Source organism: Nocardia sp. SSK8, assembly GCF_037034205.1.
Lineage (GTDB): Bacteria > Actinomycetota > Actinomycetes > Mycobacteriales > Mycobacteriaceae > Nocardia.
In genome coordinates this window covers 23,532-40,027 of the sequence record NZ_JBAGKD010000003.1, presented here as the reverse complement: position 1 = coordinate 40,027, position 16,496 = coordinate 23,532, and the positions used below count along the sequence as shown (strand labels likewise).

Annotated in this window: 19 protein-coding genes; 9 read left to right on the top strand and 10 right to left on the bottom strand. The window is 70.5% G+C overall.

The window, feature by feature from the left end:
• Window positions 1–10: 10 nt before the first annotated feature.
• Window positions 11–1,621 (top strand): acyl-CoA synthetase, encoded by a 1,611-nt coding sequence (locus WA675_RS06925; RefSeq protein WP_336082925.1) that lies wholly within the window; start codon window positions 11–13, stop codon window positions 1,619–1,621.
• Between the two features lie 6 nt (window positions 1,622–1,627).
• On the opposite strand, the gene WA675_RS06920 is transcribed toward WA675_RS06925, so the two are convergent.
• A complete protein-coding gene (locus WA675_RS06920; protein ID WP_336082924.1) occupies window positions 1,628–2,656 on the bottom strand; it encodes a beta-ketoacyl-ACP synthase III in 1,029 nt (342 codons plus the stop codon).
• An 88-nt stretch (window positions 2,657–2,744) separates the two neighbouring features.
• Here WA675_RS06920 and WA675_RS06915 point away from each other — a divergent pair, with 88 nt between their 5' ends.
• Entirely contained in the window at window positions 2,745–3,326 is a 582-nt protein-coding gene (locus tag WA675_RS06915; protein ID WP_336082923.1) for a TetR/AcrR family transcriptional regulator, read from the top strand.
• A 1-nt stretch (window position 3,327) separates the two neighbouring features.
• Here WA675_RS06915 and WA675_RS06910 read toward each other — a convergent pair whose 3' ends face one another.
• Both WA675_RS06910 and WA675_RS06905 read right to left on the bottom strand, forming a co-directional pair.
• On the bottom strand, window positions 3,328–4,236 hold the full coding sequence (locus tag WA675_RS06910; protein WP_336082921.1) for an alpha/beta hydrolase fold domain-containing protein: 909 nt from the start codon (window positions 4,234–4,236) through the stop codon (window positions 3,328–3,330).
• An 18-nt stretch (window positions 4,237–4,254) separates the two neighbouring features.
• Complete coding sequence (locus WA675_RS06905; protein ID WP_336082920.1) at window positions 4,255–4,797, bottom strand: YaeQ family protein; 543 nt, start codon at window positions 4,795–4,797, stop codon at window positions 4,255–4,257.
• A gap of 62 nt (window positions 4,798–4,859) precedes the next feature.
• On the opposite strand from WA675_RS06905, the gene WA675_RS06900 reads away from it, so the two are divergent.
• Window positions 4,860–5,288 carry a hypothetical protein gene (locus WA675_RS06900; protein ID WP_336082918.1) on the top strand — a complete coding sequence of 143 codons (429 nt, stop codon included), beginning with the start codon at window positions 4,860–4,862 and terminating at the stop codon, window positions 5,286–5,288.
• Here WA675_RS06900 and WA675_RS06895 read toward each other — a convergent pair.
• From WA675_RS06895 to WA675_RS06875, 5 genes are all read right to left on the bottom strand, one after another.
• Window positions 5,285–5,629 (bottom strand): MmcQ/YjbR family DNA-binding protein, encoded by a 345-nt coding sequence (locus WA675_RS06895; RefSeq protein WP_336082916.1) that lies wholly within the window; start codon window positions 5,627–5,629, stop codon window positions 5,285–5,287. The two genes, WA675_RS06900 and WA675_RS06895, sit on opposite strands and share 4 nt — an antisense overlap.
• 35 nt (window positions 5,630–5,664) lie before the next feature.
• Window positions 5,665–6,540, bottom strand: a complete 876-nt coding sequence (locus tag WA675_RS06890) for a metal ABC transporter permease (protein ID WP_336082914.1) — start codon at window positions 6,538–6,540, stop codon at window positions 5,665–5,667.
• A 10-nt stretch (window positions 6,541–6,550) separates the two neighbouring features.
• On the bottom strand, window positions 6,551–7,279 hold the full coding sequence (locus WA675_RS06885) for a metal ABC transporter ATP-binding protein (protein ID WP_336082912.1): 729 nt from the start codon (window positions 7,277–7,279) through the stop codon (window positions 6,551–6,553).
• Window positions 7,276–8,211 carry a metal ABC transporter substrate-binding protein gene (locus tag WA675_RS06880; RefSeq protein ID WP_336082910.1) on the bottom strand — a complete coding sequence of 312 codons (936 nt, stop codon included), beginning with the start codon at window positions 8,209–8,211 and terminating at the stop codon, window positions 7,276–7,278. The genes WA675_RS06885 and WA675_RS06880 overlap by 4 nt, the downstream gene beginning before the upstream one ends.
• Before the next feature lie 67 nt (window positions 8,212–8,278).
• Window positions 8,279–8,653 carry a cupin domain-containing protein gene (locus tag WA675_RS06875; protein WP_336082908.1) on the bottom strand — a complete coding sequence of 125 codons (375 nt, stop codon included), beginning with the start codon at window positions 8,651–8,653 and terminating at the stop codon, window positions 8,279–8,281.
• A 70-nt stretch (window positions 8,654–8,723) separates the two neighbouring features.
• Here WA675_RS06875 and WA675_RS06870 point away from each other — a divergent pair, with 70 nt between their 5' ends.
• Together WA675_RS06870 and WA675_RS06865 are read left to right on the top strand one after the other, a co-directional pair.
• Window positions 8,724–9,185: a MarR family winged helix-turn-helix transcriptional regulator gene (locus WA675_RS06870; protein ID WP_336082907.1), complete on the top strand. Its 462-nt coding sequence runs from the start codon at window positions 8,724–8,726 to the stop codon at window positions 9,183–9,185.
• A 205-nt stretch (window positions 9,186–9,390) separates the two neighbouring features.
• Complete coding sequence (locus WA675_RS06865; RefSeq protein WP_336082906.1) at window positions 9,391–9,621, top strand: hypothetical protein; 231 nt, start codon at window positions 9,391–9,393, stop codon at window positions 9,619–9,621.
• Here the strand turns inward: WA675_RS06865 and WA675_RS06860 are convergent, their stop codons facing one another.
• Together WA675_RS06860 and WA675_RS06855 are read right to left on the bottom strand one after the other, a co-directional pair.
• A complete protein-coding gene (locus WA675_RS06860; protein ID WP_336082905.1) occupies window positions 9,622–11,046 on the bottom strand; it encodes an amidase in 1,425 nt (474 codons plus the stop codon). It abuts the gene before it with no gap.
• Window positions 11,047–11,156: 110 nt separating this feature from the next.
• Window positions 11,157–11,858 (bottom strand): hypothetical protein, encoded by a 702-nt coding sequence (locus WA675_RS06855; protein ID WP_336082904.1) that lies wholly within the window; start codon window positions 11,856–11,858, stop codon window positions 11,157–11,159.
• A gap of 101 nt (window positions 11,859–11,959) precedes the next feature.
• Between WA675_RS06855 and WA675_RS06850 the strand changes: the two genes are divergently transcribed.
• From WA675_RS06850 to WA675_RS06835, 4 genes are read left to right on the top strand one after another with little or no spacing between them, the layout of a single operon-like run.
• The gene (locus tag WA675_RS06850) at window positions 11,960–13,219 is read left to right on the top strand and encodes an ATP-grasp domain-containing protein (protein ID WP_336082903.1); all 1,260 of its coding nucleotides are present in this window, start codon (window positions 11,960–11,962) and stop codon (window positions 13,217–13,219) included.
• On the top strand, window positions 13,216–14,043 hold the full coding sequence (locus WA675_RS06845; RefSeq protein ID WP_336082902.1) for a hypothetical protein: 828 nt from the start codon (window positions 13,216–13,218) through the stop codon (window positions 14,041–14,043). The genes WA675_RS06850 and WA675_RS06845 overlap by 4 nt, the downstream gene beginning before the upstream one ends.
• On the top strand, window positions 14,040–15,074 hold the full coding sequence (locus tag WA675_RS06840) for a PLP-dependent cysteine synthase family protein (protein WP_336082901.1): 1,035 nt from the start codon (window positions 14,040–14,042) through the stop codon (window positions 15,072–15,074). Before WA675_RS06845 ends, WA675_RS06840 begins: the two co-directional genes overlap by 4 nt.
• Window positions 15,071–16,369, top strand: coding sequence for an MFS transporter (locus WA675_RS06835; protein WP_336082900.1), 1,299 nt, complete (start codon window positions 15,071–15,073; stop codon window positions 16,367–16,369). Before WA675_RS06840 ends, WA675_RS06835 begins: the two co-directional genes overlap by 4 nt.
• The last annotated feature ends 127 nt before the right edge of the window (window positions 16,370–16,496 follow it).

Here is a 16,496-nt window from a genome sequence, read left to right as displayed (position 1 = left end):
TGGATAGACCATGGCCAACAACTTCGCCGACCTGTTCGAACACGCCGTCGACGCCATGCCCGACCGGGTGGCGCTGATCCAGCAGGAGCGCAGCCTGACCTTCCGCGACCTCGATATCCGGGCGAACCGGCTCGCCGATCAGCTCGCCGGGCTCGGCGTTGGCCACGGCACCCATGTCGGTTTCCAGCTGCACAACAGCATCGAGACCATGGAGACGCTGATCGCCTGCTTCAAGCTGGCCGCCGTCCCGATCAACATCAACTACCGCTACGGCCCGACCGAACTGGCCTACGTCTACGGCAATGCCGACCTCGAAGTGCTGCTCTACCACGCCTGTTACGGCGAAGCGGTACACGAGGCGCTGGCGCGAACCCCGGCGCTGCGCACGGTGATCCGCGTCGACGACGATGAGTCCACCACCGCGCCCGGCGGCGGCGACCTGCGCTACGACGCCCTCATCGCCCCCGGAAAACCCTTCCGCCCCAGCGTGACCCGCACCGCCGACGACCTGTTCATGATGTACACCGGCGGCACCACCGGCATGCCCAAGGGCGTGATGTGGCGCCAGGAGGACATGTGGCGGGTACTCGGCGGCGGCATCGATTTCTACAGCGGCGAACCCGTGCGCGACGAATACCAGCAGTCGGCCACCGGCGCACAGGGCGTGCCGAGCACCTGGTTCGTGCTGCCGCCGCTGATCCACGCCGCGGCCATGATGCCCACGTTCAACGCCCTGTGGTCGGGAAATACAGTGCTGTTCGAGCCGCGCTTCGACCCGGCGCGGATCTGGGCGGCGGTGGCCGCGCACCGCCCGCACGTCCTGGTGATCACCGGCGACGCCATGGCCCGCCCCCTGCTCGACGAGTTCCGGGCCCGGCCGGTGGACGCGTCCTCGCTGCTGGTGATCGCCTCCGGCGCGGCACTGCTGTCGCAACCGGTCAAGAACGCGCTGCTCGAACAGTTCCCGACCTCGATGGTGTCGGACTCGATCGGTTCCTCCGAAACCGGTTTCGGCGGTATCGGTTTCGCGCGAAAGGACGACGATCCCGGACGCGGGCCGCGCGTGCAGACCGGGCGCGGCGCGGTGATCGTCGACGACGACGGCCAGCTCGTCGCGCCCGGCGAGGAGGGCTGGCTGGCCAAGACCGGCGCGGTCCCGCTGGGCTACTACAAGGACCCCGAACGCACCGAGCGCCTGTTCAAGACCGTCGACGGCGCCCGCATCGTGGTCACCGACGACCGGGCTCGCGCCGAGACCGACGGCTCGATCACGCTGATCGGCCGCGGCAACATGGTGATCAACACCGGCGGCGAGAAGGTGTTCCCCGAGGAGGTCGAGGCGGTCGTGAAATCCCACCCCGCCGTCTACGACGCGGTCGTCATCGGGGTCCCGCACGAACGCTGGGGCCACCAGGTGGGCGCCGTCATCGCCCTCGGCCCCGGCCAGTCCCTCGACCTGGCCGCCCTACGCGCCCACGTTCGCCCCCACCTGGCGGGCTACAAGATCCCGCACCGGATCTGGCTGTCCGACACCATCTCCCGCTCCCCCAGCGGCAAACCCGACTACCGCTGGGCCAAGGACTACGCCGCGGGCCGCACGCCCGATCACGCGGCCGACTGAGCGGTCTCACGCGATCGGCGGCAGGTGGACGACCTGGCCCGCGTAGGCCAGGCCCGCGCCGAAGCCGAGCAGCAGCGCTGTGTCGCCCGGCTGGGCGGCGCCGGTGCGCAGTAGCTGTTCCATGGCCATCGGGATGGAGGCCGCGCTGGTATTGCCGGTCTCGGCGATATCGCGGGCGATCGCGACCGAGTCGGGCAGGTCCAGGGTGCGGACCAGGGCATCGGTGATGCGACTGTTGGCCTGGTGCGGGACGAAGGCGTCCAGCGCGTCGGCGGACACGCCCGCGTTGGCCAGCGCCGCCCGGCACGCCTTCTCCAGGAAGGTGACCGCCCAGCGGAACACCTCGGTGCCGTTCATCCGGATATACGGCCGCACCGCGTCTGCGCCCTTCTCGGCCACCTCGGCGAAGTACACGGCGAAATCCTTGTCCTGCTTGATCGCCGAGGTGCGGCTGCCGTCGGAACCCCAGGCGACCGGGCCGATGCCCTCCTGCTCGGCCGGGCCAACCACCACCGCGCCCGCGCCGTCGGCGAAGATGAACGCGCAGGTGCGGTCGTCGGTGTCGAGCAGGTCCGAGAGCCGTTCCACGCCGATCACCAGCACGTGCCGGGCCTGGCCCGCCCGCACCAGATTCGCGGCGTCGGCCAGGGCGTAGCAGAAGCCCGCGCAGCCCGCGGAGATGTCGTAGGCGGCGGTGTCGTGCATGCCCAGCTCAGTGGCGACCACCGCGCCCGCCGACGGGCCGAGGACCATCTGCGAGGAGGTCGCGAGGATCACCGCGTCGATCTGCTCGGCCGCGATCCCGGCCGCGGTGAGCGCGTCGCGGGCGGCGGCCGCGCTCATGCCGACGATGGTCTCGGTGTCGTCGGCCCAGTGCCGCGCCGCGATGCCGGAGCGGGTCTTGATCCACTCGTCGGAGGAATCGATGGCCTCGACGATCTCGGCATTGGGCACGACCCGGCGCGGGCGGTACACGCCGAGGCCGAGAATTCCCGTATGGGTGATCGGAACGGCGGTGGCGATGGGGGTGGGCATGGCATCCTCTCCATATGAACCGATCGGTTCACCTGGAATAGGTCTAACATGAACCGATCGGTTCAATCAAGGGTTGGGAGGAGATCGGATGGCCGCCGGACCACGCGCCCGACTGATCGAACACACCATCAGCACCGTGCAGCAGCACGGCGTGCACGCGGCCGCGCTGAGCGAGCTGCTCAAGCGCAGCAACACCTCGCGCAATTCGCTGTATCAGCACTTTCCTTCCGGCAAGGGCGAATTGGTGCAGACCGCGGCGCGCATCGTCTCGCGGCTGGTGTACTCGCACATCAGCACCATGGCCGACGCCCTGCAGACCACGCCGTCGGTGCAGCAGTGGCTCACCGATCTGCTGGCGTTCTGGCGCACCCCACTCGAGCAGTCCGATTTCAGCGCGGGCTCGTTCATGATGGCCGCCGCGCTGGACGAACTGGACCCGGCGGTCCAGTCGGTGGCCGGTCAGGCCTTCGCCGAGTGGACCGCCCGGCTGGCCGACGGCATCGTCGCCACCGGAATCGAGCGCGCCACCGCGGTCTCGCTGGCAGGATTTCTGCTCACCACCATCGAGGGCACCATCGTGCACAGCCGAGCCCTCAAGTCACCGCACCCCTTCGACCAGGCCGTCACCCAGCTCACCATCCTGCTGAACCTGCACCTGTCCCAGCGCTGAGTCAGCCGGTCAGGTCCGCGCGCAGGGTCTCGACGAGGGTGTTGCGGGCGGCGGCGCCCTCCGGGGTGGGGGTCAGGGGGTAGACGTGGACGAGGCCCGGGCGCTCGTGGTAGTCGACGTCGACTCCGGCGGCGCGGGCCTTGTCGACGAGCAGGCGGGTGTCGGGGTTGAGGATGTCGTGGGTGCCGCTGAAGACGGTGAGGGGGCCGAGGCCGGTGAAGTCGCCGAACAGGGGGCTCACCATCGGGTCCTTCATCGGCAGTTCGCCGCGCCAGTGGCCGCCGAAGACCAGCGCGCCCTCGCGGCCGAGCCAGGGGTCGTCGGGGAGAACGTCGTCGATGGCCGGGTTCTCCAGGGTGAGGTCGACCGCGGGCGAGATCACCACGGTGCGTGGCACTTTCGCCTGGGCGGTGTCGCGCAGGTGCAGTGCGGTGGACAGGACGATCTGGCCGCCCGCGGAATCACCGGCCAGGAAGGTGGGCCCGTAACGCCGTGTGCTGGTGAGGTACAGCTCGGCGAACCACGGAATCACCTGGGCGGCGGTGCCGGTGGGGATCAGCGGGTAGATAGGGACGGTCACGGTGAGGTCCAGCTCGGCGGCCAGCCGCGCGGCCAGATGCCAGTGCTGGGAGGCGATCTCGCCGACCCAGCCGCCGCCGTGCGCGTAGATCAGCCCGCCGCGTGACCGTCCCGACGACGGCGTGAGGGTGAACACCGGCCTGCCCTGATCGACGGTCGAGGTGACGGTGACCCCGCGCAGCCGCGTAGGCGGCTGATAGGAGGCGGGCGCGGCGATGCAACGCGCGATGTAGGCGTCGGCCGCCGCTGCGGTGAGGTACTTGCGGTTGCGGCGGGTGATCCGCAGGAACGCGGGCAGCACGAACCGGCTCATCACACTGAGATCGGACACCCTGGCGACGATACGGCCTCAGGCCAACCGGTGTTCCTCGATCTCGCCGCGCAGGCTCGTTCCGTTGAGATCCAGGTAGAGCACACCCTCGGTGACCGAGAGGGTGACGGTATTGCGGCGCTCGATCAGTGCTACGGCCGCGTCGACGAACGCGCGTTCGACGGCGTAGAGCGGGATCTCCTCGGCGCGGTGGATCTTCTTGCCCGCGTACTGGGCCAGCACCTTGGCCGGATCGCGGTGGGTGTAGACCGCCGCGCGCCCGGCCAGTTTGCTGCCACGATGCACCCGCTCGGCATCGGGGGCGCCGACCTCGATCCAGGCGGTGACCCGGCCGGTCAGGTCGCGGATCTGCACGGCCGGTTCGTCGGTGGCCGAGATCCCGCCCTCGCTGAACACGATGCCCTCCTCGTACTGCAGGCAGTAGGCGAGCAGGCGGGTGACCATGTACTCGAGGGTCTCCGAGGGGTGGCGGGCGACCCGCAGCTCGAGGTCGGTGTAGACGCCGCGGTCGACGTCGGCGAGCTGGACGGCGAAGTGGTGCAGGGTTGCGCTGAGTGCCATAGGAGCTCCGAGCCTACCGGGCCCCGGTTGCGCGGACCGGTCCGGACCGCCAGCATCTCTGCATGCGAATCACCCATGTTTCAGCCCTGGCTGCCGTGCTGGTCACCCTGGGCACGGCAAGTGCTGCGGCGCAGGCGGATCCGGCCGACACCCCGCGCCAGGCCATCGCCCGCAGCTACCTCGACGCACTCGTCTCCCACGACGCGAGCGCGGTCCCCTTCGCCCCCGACGCCACCCGCGTCGAAGCCGGTTTCCAGACCGGCTACTCCGGCCCGCAGCTGGCCCACGATCTCGAGCACGGCCTGCAGTACCGCGTCATCCAGGGCATTCGCGACCTGACCATGTCCGAATCCGGGGACACCGTCACCACCCGCTACCTGCTCGACACCGGCGTCGCCGGGGTCCGGCTGACCACCGTCGAGATCGTGGAGACCTTCGTCATCCCCGCCGACTCGATCCAGACCATCGAAGCCACCATCACCCCGGTCTAACCGCCCTCCTGGTCGGCGATCAGGGATCGGGGCGCGGCTTGCCGCCAGGAGTCGGTGACGATGGCGGCGAGCTCGTCGCCATCGTCGAGGGCGGCCAGCCGCACCCGCACCCAGGCATTGCTGGCCTCGTGCTCGGCGATCCAGAACTTGTCCGGTTCGGCCGCGACCAGCTCGTCGCGGTCGAGAATCGGGCAGCGCACCGCCATCGAGGTCTCGTCCTCGGGCAGGGTGAGGAACAACCTGCCCGCGACCTTGAATATCGGCATACCCCAGGCGAAGTGCTCGGTCACCTCGGGCAGAGCGAGGGCTTGGGCGCGGACGTCGTCCCCGGTGGCGTTCATGCGCTGGATCATCGCAGGACCGACCGACAGGTGGCCTAGACCTTCGCGGCCGTCGTCGCGCGGGCGCGGGCGGCGGTGAGGCGGCGGCCGATGATGCCGTGGCGGGGGGCGAAGAGGTAGACGAGGGTGAAGGCGACGCCCTGGGTGACCACGACCATGCCGCCGGCGGCGGTGTCGAGGTGGTAGCTGAGGTAGAGGCCGGTCACCGCGCACAGGACCGAGATGGTCGGGGCGATGAGGAGCATGCGGGAGAAGCGGTCGGTGAGCAGGTAGGCGGTGGCGCCGGGGATGATCAGCATGGCGACCACCAGGACGACGCCGACGGCCTGCAACGCCACCACCGAGGTGAGGGCCAGCAGGCCCAGCAGCGCGGTGCCGAGGACCCGGGGGTTCAGGCCGATGGCGTGGGCGTGGGTGGCGTCGAAGGCGTAGAGGGTGAAGTCGCGGCGTTTGAGCAGCAGGGCGGTGAGGACGATGGCGGCCAGGATCATGATCTGGACCATCTCGCCGCGGCTCACGCCGAGCAGATTGCCGAAAACGATGTGGTTGAGGTCGGTTTGGCTCGGGGTCACCGAGACCAGGACCAGGCCGAAGGCGAACAGCGTGGTGAACACGATGCCGATGGCGGCGTCTTCTTTCACCCGGCTGGTGTCGCGCACGACGCCGATCAGCGCGACGGCCAGGAAGCCGAAGATGACCGCGCCCACCGCGAACGGCCAGCCCACGATGTAGGCCAGCACCACCCCGGGCAGCACCGCGTGCGAGACCGCGTCGCCCATCAGCGACCAGCCGATCAGCACCAGCCAGCACGACAGCACCGCGCACACCAGCGCGGCGGTGACGGTGGTCGCCAGCGCGCGCACCATGAATTCGTAGCGCAGCGGGTCGATGAAGAATTCCTCGAAGCTCATCAGGGGTTCCTCACGCGTCCACATCGAGCCCGAAGGCCTTGGCCAGGTTCTCCGGGCGCAGCACCACATCCGGGTCGCCGTGTTCGAGCACCCGCCGGTTGAGCAGCACGGCCTCGTCGGCCAGGGCGGGCAGGGCGTGCAGGTCGTGGGTGGAGACCAGGATGGTCGCGCCGTCGGCGGCCAGTTCGCGCAGCAGCGCGGTGATGGTGGCCTCGGAGCGCTTGTCGACCCCGGCGAAGGGCTCGTCGAGCAGCAGGATGGTGGCCTCCTGGGCGATACCGCGGGCCACGAACGCCCGCTTCTTCTGGCCACCGGACAGCTGGCCGATCTGGCGGTCGGCCAGTTCGGTGAGGTCGACGCGGGCCAGCGCGTCGGCGACGGCGGCGCGGTCGGCCTTGCTCGCGCGGCGGGTGAAGCCCATCTTCCCGTAGCGGCCGGTCATCACCACGTCACGCACCGAGAGCGGGAAGCTCCAGTCCACGTCCTCGGATTGCGGGACGTAACCGAGGGCGCCCGCCTTGCGCGCGGCGGCGGGGGCACGGCCGTTGATCAGCACCCGGCCGCGGTCGGGGGTGACCAGGCCCATGACGGTCTTGAACAGCGTCGACTTGCCGGAACCGTTCATGCCGATCAGCCCGCAGACCCGGCCGGACTTCAGGGTCAGCTCGACATTGTCCAGGGCGAGCACCTCCCCGTAATGGACTGTCACGTCCTGGATCTCGACAACCGGTGCGGTCACTTCGGCACTCCGGACAGGGCGGTCGCGATGGTGGTCGCGTCGTGGCGGATGAGCTGCAGGTAGGTGGGGACGGGGCCGTCGGCCTCCGAGAGCGAGTCGACGTACAGGGTGCCACCGAAGCGCGCGCCGGAGGCCTCGACGACACGCTGCATCGGCGCGTCGGACACCGTCGACTCGCAGAACACCGCGGGCACGCCCCGCTGACGCACGAAGTCGATGGCCGAGCCGATCTGCTGCGGGGTGGCCTGCTGTTCGGCGTTGACCGGCCAGATGTACTTCTCGGTGAGCCCGGCGTCGCGGGCGAGGTAGGAGAAGGCGCCCTCGCAGGTCACCAGGGCGCGGTGCTCGGCGGGCAGGGTGCTCACGGCGGCGACCAGGTCGTCGCGGACCGCGCCGAGCTCGGCCTTGTAGGCGTCGCCGTTGGCGCGGTAGGCGGCGGCGTTGCCGGGGTCGAGGTCGGTGAAGGCACGGACCATGTTGTCGACGTAGATCTGCGCGTTCACCGGTGACATCCACGCGTGCGGATTGGGCTTGCCGCGGTAGGCGTCCTCGCTGATGTCCATCGGGGTGACACCCTTGCTGACCACCGCGTGCGGCACGTCCAGATCGGCGACGAACTGGGCGAACCAGGCCTCCAGGTTCAGGCCGTTGTCCAGGATCAGGTCGGCCTTGGCGGCCTTCTTGATATCACCCGGGGTGGGTTCGTAGCCGTGGATCTCGGCGCCCACCTTGGTGATCGACTCCACCCGCAGGTGCTCGCCCGCGACATTGCGGGCCATATCGGCCAGCACGGTGAAGGTCGTGAGCACGACCTTCTTGCCGTCGTCCTCGGCGCTGACACCACCGCAGGCGGTGAGCACGATCGCCAGGACACTCAGAACAGCCGCCGACAGCGCCCGGCGGCCCGGCGCACGGTGAAACCCAACCCTCATTCCAGAATTGTATTGTTCGGGTCACCGAACTTTCAAGTTCAAGGCCCGAAACAGGGGCGTCGACGGCTCAGGATGCCCAGGGCGGGGTGAAGGTCGACCCGTCGGGCAGCTCGGCGGCGAAGCCCGCCCGCACGGTGACGAGCAGGGTCGCGGGCACCGCGCCCGGATTGGCGAGGACGATGGTCGCGCCCGCCGGGGCGACTGCGGCGTCGCCGGGCACCAGCGTCGCGGACTCGCCGTCGACGGTCAGCTCCACCTCCCCCGCGAGCAGCACGAACCCCTCCTCGCCGAGGATGCGGTGCGGCACGCCTGCCGAGGCGGGGGCCACCTCGGTCCGCCAGACGCAGAGTTCGGCACTGCCGAGGCCGGGGCGCAGCAGCGAGGTGAAGCGGGCGTTGTGGATCTCGTGGACGACGGCGTCGGCGGCGCGGACGACAGGCATGAATCTCTCCGATCAGTCAAGCAACTTGTCTATATAGTCAAGCTGATTGACTATCCTGTCAAGTGCCACAATGACTGTCGTGCCGACGAATCCGCCGCCGACCGGCGACCTCCCGCTGCTGCTGCTCGCGGCGGCGGCCGAGGTGAGTCAGGCGGTCCAGGACGGGGTCGCGGCGGCGGGGTTCGCCGATATCCGGCCCGCGCACGGCTTCGCCTTCGTCCGGATGGCGCCCGACGGCGCGACCGTGGGCGAGATCGCCGAGCACCTCGGGGTCACCAAGCAGGCGGCGAGTCAGCTGGTCGAGGATCTGGTCGGCAAGGGTTACGCCGACCGCAATCCCCATCCCGACGACGCGCGCGCCCGGCTCATCACCCTCACCGAGCGCGGCTGGGCCTGCACCCGCGCCGCCGACGCCGCGCTCGCCGAATTCACCCGGAACTGGGGCGAAACGCTCGGGACGAGCACGCTCGCGCAGGTCAGACAGGCTCTGGCCAGAGTCGTCACGCCGGGCCGGGTTCGCCCGAATTGGTGAGGCGTAACCCTTTCGCCGATCTTCGCGATGCCCAGGCGAATACCTGTTAATCGGAAGAACAGGATTTTCAAAAAGACCACCGTGGCGGGACGGTGCGCGGCATACTCGGGTTCGAGCGGTGACGCGCCACCGCGGCCACCCGGACCAGCTGTCCGGGGAGCGCTCTCGTCACACCTCTCACCGTTCTCGTGATCCCGGAGGGTCCATGTCCTCGCTCGCCACCGTCGACTCGGTCGACACCATCACCCGTCACAAGTACGAGCGCTTGCAGTACACCGGCTCGGCCGGTGTCGTCACCTCACTCGAGGACGCGCGGCTGGTCGCGCGCTGGCGCCTCGATCACCCCGGCTGGACCGGGGAGCACTGGGCCTTCGAAGCGGGCACCGCCAGCCCGGGACGGCTGCGCCCGATCAATGTGGCCGTGCGCGCGCACTGATCAGGCGGCACCCGCCGCCGCCGGACGGTCGACGATCCTGGGGAAGGGGCTCGTCGCCTCCAGCTGATAGGCCAGGTCGAGCAGGGTCCGCTCGTCGCCGCGCCGGGCGGCGAGCTGGACCGAGCCCGGCAGACCCGCGGGCAGCAGCCCATGCGGCACCGAGATGCCCGGCCCACCGCCGACATTGTTGAGCGGAGTGAAGCCGACGTAGTCGACGAGCTTGGTGAACAGTTCCTCGAAGGGCTGGCCGGGGGCCAGCTCGCCGATGCGCGGCGCGGGATGGGAGAGCACCGGGGTCAGCAGCACGTCGACGTCGGCGAAATGCCGGTCGTAGGTGGCCGTCCCCGAGCGCAGCCGCCAGGTGGCCGCCGCGGTGGCGAACGGATTGCGCTTGACCAGGCCGATCAGGCCCTTGGTGAACGGATCGAGCTTGCCCGCGTCGAAGTAGCCGCGGTGGCCGATCCGGAACGACAGCGTCATGGCGGCGGCCATCACCGCCCAGTACTGCTTGAAGTCCTCGACGAAGCGCGGGTCCACATCCAGGCGCATCTCGACGATCTCGTGGCCGAGCCCGGTGAGCACCTCCGCCGCCGAGGCCAGGATCGTCGCGTTGTCGGGGTGCACCGGGCGGCCCAGCACGTCGGCGGTGATCAGGCCGATGCGCAGGCGGCGCGCGGTCGGCCCCTCCACCAGTCCCACCGGCGGCAGCTTCGGATTCGGCCGGAACTGCTCGACCGCGGCCAGGTAGTGCGCGGTATCGCGAACCGAGCGGGTGAGCACGCCCTCGGTGACCAGCTGCACCGGCAGGCTGCGCGCTCCGGGCTGATCCAGCAGCCGGTTGCGGGTGGTCTTCAGGCCGACCAGGCCGTTGGCCGCGGCCGGGATGCGGATCGACCCGCCACCGTCGTTGGCGTGCGCGATCGGCACCACACCGGCCGCCACCAGCGCCGCCGACCCGCCCGAGGACGCGCCCGCCGAGTACTCCGGATTCCACGGGTTGCGGGTCGGCGCGCGGTCGATGAACTCGGTGCTGGCGGTGAGACCGAACTCCGGCAGCGTCGACTTGCCCAGCACGACCACGCCCGAGTGCAGGAACTGCGCGCCCGGACCGCCGGTGGCGGTGGCCGGGTGCGGGGTGAACGCGGCCGAGCCGTGGCAGCTGGGCAACCCGGCGATATCGGTGTTGTCCTTGACGAACGCGGGCACCCCGGCGAACACCCCGGAGGTCTCCGGGGCCGCCGCGGCGCGTTCGAAACAGCGCAGCTGGACCGCGTCCAGGCTCGGATCGACCCGCTCGGTGCGGGCCACCGCGGCCGCGATCACCTCGGCACGGGTCACCTCGCCCGCGCGCAAGGCCCTGGCCACCCCGACGGCGTCGAGCGTGCCCAGTGCGTCATCGGTGAATCCATGGACAGCAGAGCTCATAGCCGCAGCGTAATCCGCACCGGCGGCCTTTCGCTGCGGTAACGAGATTCCACAGCATCCCCTCAGCCGTGCGGCGCACCCGTCCGGATGCCCCGCACGGCCGCGCCGCCCTACTTCGCCGGGGGCGTGAAGGGCTGGTTGATCGTGGTGAAGTACTGGATCGCCGCGCCGATGGCCACCGGGGCGGTGATCAGGATCTGTCCCGCGACCGCGCCGAGCGAGCCCATGGCCAGCACGCCACCGATGCAGCCGACGGCGGCCGCCGGGATGAACGGGCCGAACAGACCGACGATGGTCGCCGAGGCGATGGTGGCGCCCGCGATACCGCCGAGGACACAGCCGACCGCGGCCCCACCGATGCCACCGACCAGGGTGGCCACGGCCGCGCCGAGGCTGATCGTGCTGGTCATCCGCGACCAGGCGGCCTGCTCACGGTCGTACTCCGACTTCCACGGCGCCTTGTCCTCGAACGGCAGCGCGACCGGCTTGTAGACCGCCTTGGCCATGTCCAGCTCGGGGGTGAGCGTGGCCTTACCGCCGCTGATCTCGGCGGCGATCGGGAACTCGAAGTCGTCGACGGTGAAGGTCAGCGGGGTCGCCGCGACCACAGTGCCCGCGCGGTCACGGACCTGCAGGGCACCGTCGGCCACCACCAGGTCACCGTGCTCGATCTCGATGATCGAGGCGGTGTCGGTGGCGTGCGCGGTGAACGAGACCGGCTGCTCGGGTGCCTGTGCCTGACCGGTCGCGGCGGTGACGCTCAGCGCCGCCAGCGAAAGCGCGACGGGCACAACGATTTTCCTCAACAACATGCGTTTCCCTCATCAATTTCGCGCCGAACGGGTGCTCGGCTATCGACATGTTAACGATAATGGTTATCATTTACACCTTGATGAGAGGGCATGGAGGACACGTGGGACATCTACTGATGGTGGAGAGCTGGGTCGGCTCGATGAGCAGCCTGCTCCCGGCGGGCATCGCCGACAGCGGACATCGGTTCAGCTTTCTGACCAGGGATCTCGGGCACTACCTGCGCACCGCGAGCACACCTCCCCATCCCCTGCTGAGCGCGGCGAACGTGTTCACCGCCGAGACCAACAACGAGGCGACGCTGTTGCCGTTCGCGCGAAAGCTGCACGACGTCTTCGGATTCGACGGCGTGCTCACCTCGTGCGACTACTACCTGCCGACGGTCGCCGCCATCGCCGCCGACCTCGGCCTGCCCGGTCCCGGCCGCGCAGCGGTCGCCGCCGCCTGCGCCAAGGACCGGACCAGGACGATCACGCAGGCCGCGGGCGTGGCCGGTCCGGCGTTCGCCGTCGCGCAGGGGTGGGACGAGATCGCCGTCGCGGCGAAGGAGATCGGCTATCCGCTGGTGGTCAAGCCGGTCGACCTGTGCGGCGGGATGTTCGTGAGCCTGGTCACCGACGAGGACCAGTTGCGCGCCGCCGCCGACCGGATCGCCGCCTTCGGCGTGAACGCGCGCGGCCAGCGCCGGGACCCGCGCATCCTGCTCGAGGAATGCGTGGACGGACCGGAATTCAGCGTGGAGACGGTGACCGCGGGCGGCCGCACGACGGTGATCGGTATCACCGACAAGCGGCTCACCGGCGCCCCGGCCTTCATCGAATGCGGCCACATGTTCCCGGCCGCGCTCTCCCCCGCCGACGCGAGCGCGATCACCGAGCTGGCGGTGGCGGCCGTCGAAGCACTGGGTCTGGATGCGACGGTGGCGCACACCGAGATCCGGCTCGGCGCTCAGGGACCGCGGCTGATCGAGGTCAATCCCCGGCCGGGCGGCAACCGGATCACCGAGCTGGTGCGCCGGGTGACCGGGATCGATCTCACCGCCGTGCAGGCCCAGGTGGTCACCGGCGCTATCCCCGACCTCACCCCGCGTGCGACCGGAATCGGCAGCGCGGCGGTCGCTTTCGCGGTCCCCGACCGCACCGGTGTGCTGACCGGCGTCGAGGGCACCGACGGCTGGGCCGACGACGCCCGGGTCGTGGAACAGAAGCTGGCCGAGCCCGGCACTGCGGTCCGGCCCGCGTCCGACAACAACAGCTATCTCGGTCACGTGCTGGTCGTCGACGAGAAGCCCGGCACCGCAGGTGATCTCGCGCAGTCCCTGATCCAGGACGCCCGGTTCCGGCTCGACGGTGATGCCGCGTGATCGCCTCGTCCCTGCGCCCGGCCTCGGTCGCCGAACTGCTGGCCGCCGCCCGCGCGGGCCTGCTCGGGCCCGACCCGGCCACCCTGCGCGCCGCGACCGCCTTCCGCACCAGCTACGGCACCCGTCATCCCGGCCGCACCGGCAGCTACCGCAACGAGGTGCTCAGCATCCGGGTCGGTGCCGCCGTCGGCTCCTGTGGGTGCGAACCCGGCGCGGCCACCGACGGACTCGTCGACGACTGCGTGGCGGCGACCGTGGCCGAGCTGCTCGACCACCCGTCACCGCAGGTCCGCGTCGCCGCGCTCGACGCCTATCTCATGCACAGCCGTCCCCACCCGCACGCCGCCGGGGCCGAGGGCACGCCGGTGGTGATCGACGGGCCGACCTCGCTGACCAAGTCGCGCCGCCGGGCCGAGGTCGTGGCCGACCTGCTGCCCGCCGGGGTGTGCCGGGTGCTGGTGGTCGGCGTGGTCGGGTCGATCCTGGCCGAGCTGCGGGCCCGGTCCATCGGGTATGTGCCCTGTGATCTGGCTGGCGGGGTCACCGAGTGGGGTGAGCCGGTGTTCGAGTCGGTCACGGCGGCGCCCAGCGACTACGACGCGCTGCTGGTCACCGGAATGACCTTGGGTAACCGCAGTTTCGACGAACTGCGGGCCGTCGCGCTGGAACGCGGTCTGCCCCTGGTGCTCTTCGCGCAGACCGGCAGTGCGGTGCTGCCGTGGTTCCTCGGCGGCGGCGTGCACGCGGTGTCGGCGGAGCCGTATCCGTTCTTCTCCCTCGACGGTGGACCCAGCACCCTCACCACCTACCGGGAGCTGCCATGACCGCACCCCAACCGGCCCTGCTCGAGCTGATCGGCCACACGCCCGTGGTCCGGGTGGCGGCCGGAACGAGCTGGTACACCGCCAAATTGGAGTCCGCGAGTATCGCGGGGATGAAGGCGCGCGCCGCCGTGTCGATGCTGCGGGCGGCCGCCGCGCGTGGCGACCTCGCCCCCGGCGCGCCGATCATCGAATCCACCAGTGGCACTTTGGGTATGGGTCTCGTGCTGGCAGGTAAGGCGCTCGGTCATCCGGTGGTCCTGGTGGTCGACGACGAGCTGGAACCCGATCTGCGCGCACTGTTCTCGGCCTACGGAGTGCGGCTGGAGGTGGTCACCGAGGCGCATCCGGTCGGCGGCTGGCAGCAGGCCCGGCTGGATCGGCTGGCCGAGCTGCGGGCCGCCCTACCCGGCGCCTACTGGCCCGACCAGTACGACAATCCCGATAACGCGGGCGGCTATCGCGCCATGGCCGAGGAGATCCTGGCCCAGGTCGACCGGGTCGATGTGCTGGTCGCCTCGATCGGGTCCGGCGGGCACTGCGCCGGACTCACCCGGGTGCTGCGCACCCGCTGGCCGGACCTGCGGGTGATCGGCGTGGACGCGGTGGGCTCGCGGATCTTCGGTCAGCCCGACCGGCGCAGACTCATGCGCGGGCTGGGCAGCAGCATCCTGCCGCGCAATGTGGCCTATCGCGATTTCGACGAGGTGCACTGGGTGGGCGCGGCCGAGGCAGTGGCCGCGTGCCGACGGCTGGCCGCCGCGACGGGGCTCGCCGGTGGCTGGAGTACCGGTGCGGCCGCGCTGGTGGCGGGCTGGGCCGCCGAGCGCGATCCGGGCAGCCGCGTGCTCACCGTGTTCCCCGACGGCCCGCACCGCTACCTGCGCACCATCTACGACGACACCTGGTGCCGGGCCAACGGCCTGCTCACCCCGACCGCCACCGCACCGGCGACCGTTCCCACACCCGAGCACGAGGTGCGGGGCTGGGGCCGCTGCACCCTCGTCCGCGATCCGGCCGGGGTGCGCGCGTGAGGGAATTCGCCACGCTGCCGTGGGCCGTGCGCCTGCTGCTGATGAACCACCTGGTCGGTCATATCGGCTTCTACCTGCTGGTGCCGTTCCTGGCCGACTATCTGCTCGACGATCTGGCCCTGTCCGCCGCGGTGGTCGGCGTGGTGCTCGGGGTGCGCAATCTCAGTCAGCAGGGCCTGTTCCTGGTCGGTGGTTCGGCGGCCGACCGGCTCGGTGCGCGCGGGGTGATCACCGCGGGGCTGGCGATCCGCGCGATCGGCTTCGCGCTGTTCGCGATCGGCGGTTCGCTGCCGGTGGTGCTGGCCGCCGCGGTGCTGACCGGTTTCGCCGGGGCCCTGTTCAATCCGGCGGTGCGCGCGCTGATCGCCCGCGACAGTGGCACCCGCTCGGCCCAGGCGTTCGCGCTGTTCGCCGTGTTCGGCAATGCCGGTGCCGCGATCGGGCCGGTGGTGGGAACTGTGCTGATCGCGGCCGGTTTCCGAATGAGTGCGGTGGTGGCCGCGGCGATCTTCGCGGTACTCGCGGTGCTGCAATGGGCCCTGCTGCCGGTACGCCCGGTGCCCACGCCAACGGCCGGGCTCGGCGCGGACTTCGCGACAGTGTTCACCGATCGCCGATTCTGGGCGTTCGCGCTGGCGCTCATGCCGATGTTCGCGCTACAGAGCCAGATCTATTTCCTGTTCACCCTCCAGGCCCAGGACAGCGCCGCACCCGGACACGGACCCGCGGCGGTGGCCGCGCTGTTCGTGGTGGAGACGATCGCGGTGGTGGCCTTACAGGTGCGCGTCACCGCGAGGCTGGCCCGCTCACCACGGCGTGGTCCGGCGATGGCACTGGGCATGGCCGTCATCGGCATCGCCTTCCTGATCCCACCCGCCTGCACCGGACTGACCAGCACCGGAGGAAACGGGCTCGCCGACACCATGATTCGCGTCGCCCCGGTGGTGCTGGCCGCCATCGTGCTGGCACTCGGGGTGACCGCCGCCCAGCCCTTCGTCAACGAGGCCATCGGCCGCTTCGCCGCCGACCGCCTCACCGGCACGTACTTCGGCGCCTTCTATCTGGCCTCGGGCCTGTGCACGGTCGCGGGCACCGCCCTCACCGGCGCGGTCCTCGACCGCACCGGCGGCGCGCTGAGCTGGCCACCAGCCCTGCTGTGCGCGGGTGCCGGACTGACCTCCGCCGCCGCCGTCCTCGCCCTGCATCGCCGAAACATGTTGCCCGCGGCCGAATCGGCCCCCTCCCCGGACACTTCGCACTCCACGGCTCCCTCCGAAAGGTCAGCACCCCGATGACGGCTCCGCACCTCACGACACCCGGGCCGGATTCCCCACTCCTCGGCGCCTCCCCTACCGCCTACCCAGGCGAGCGATCCAGGGCACCGCGGCGAATTCGCGGTGGCCGTTTCGGCAGTGACGATGC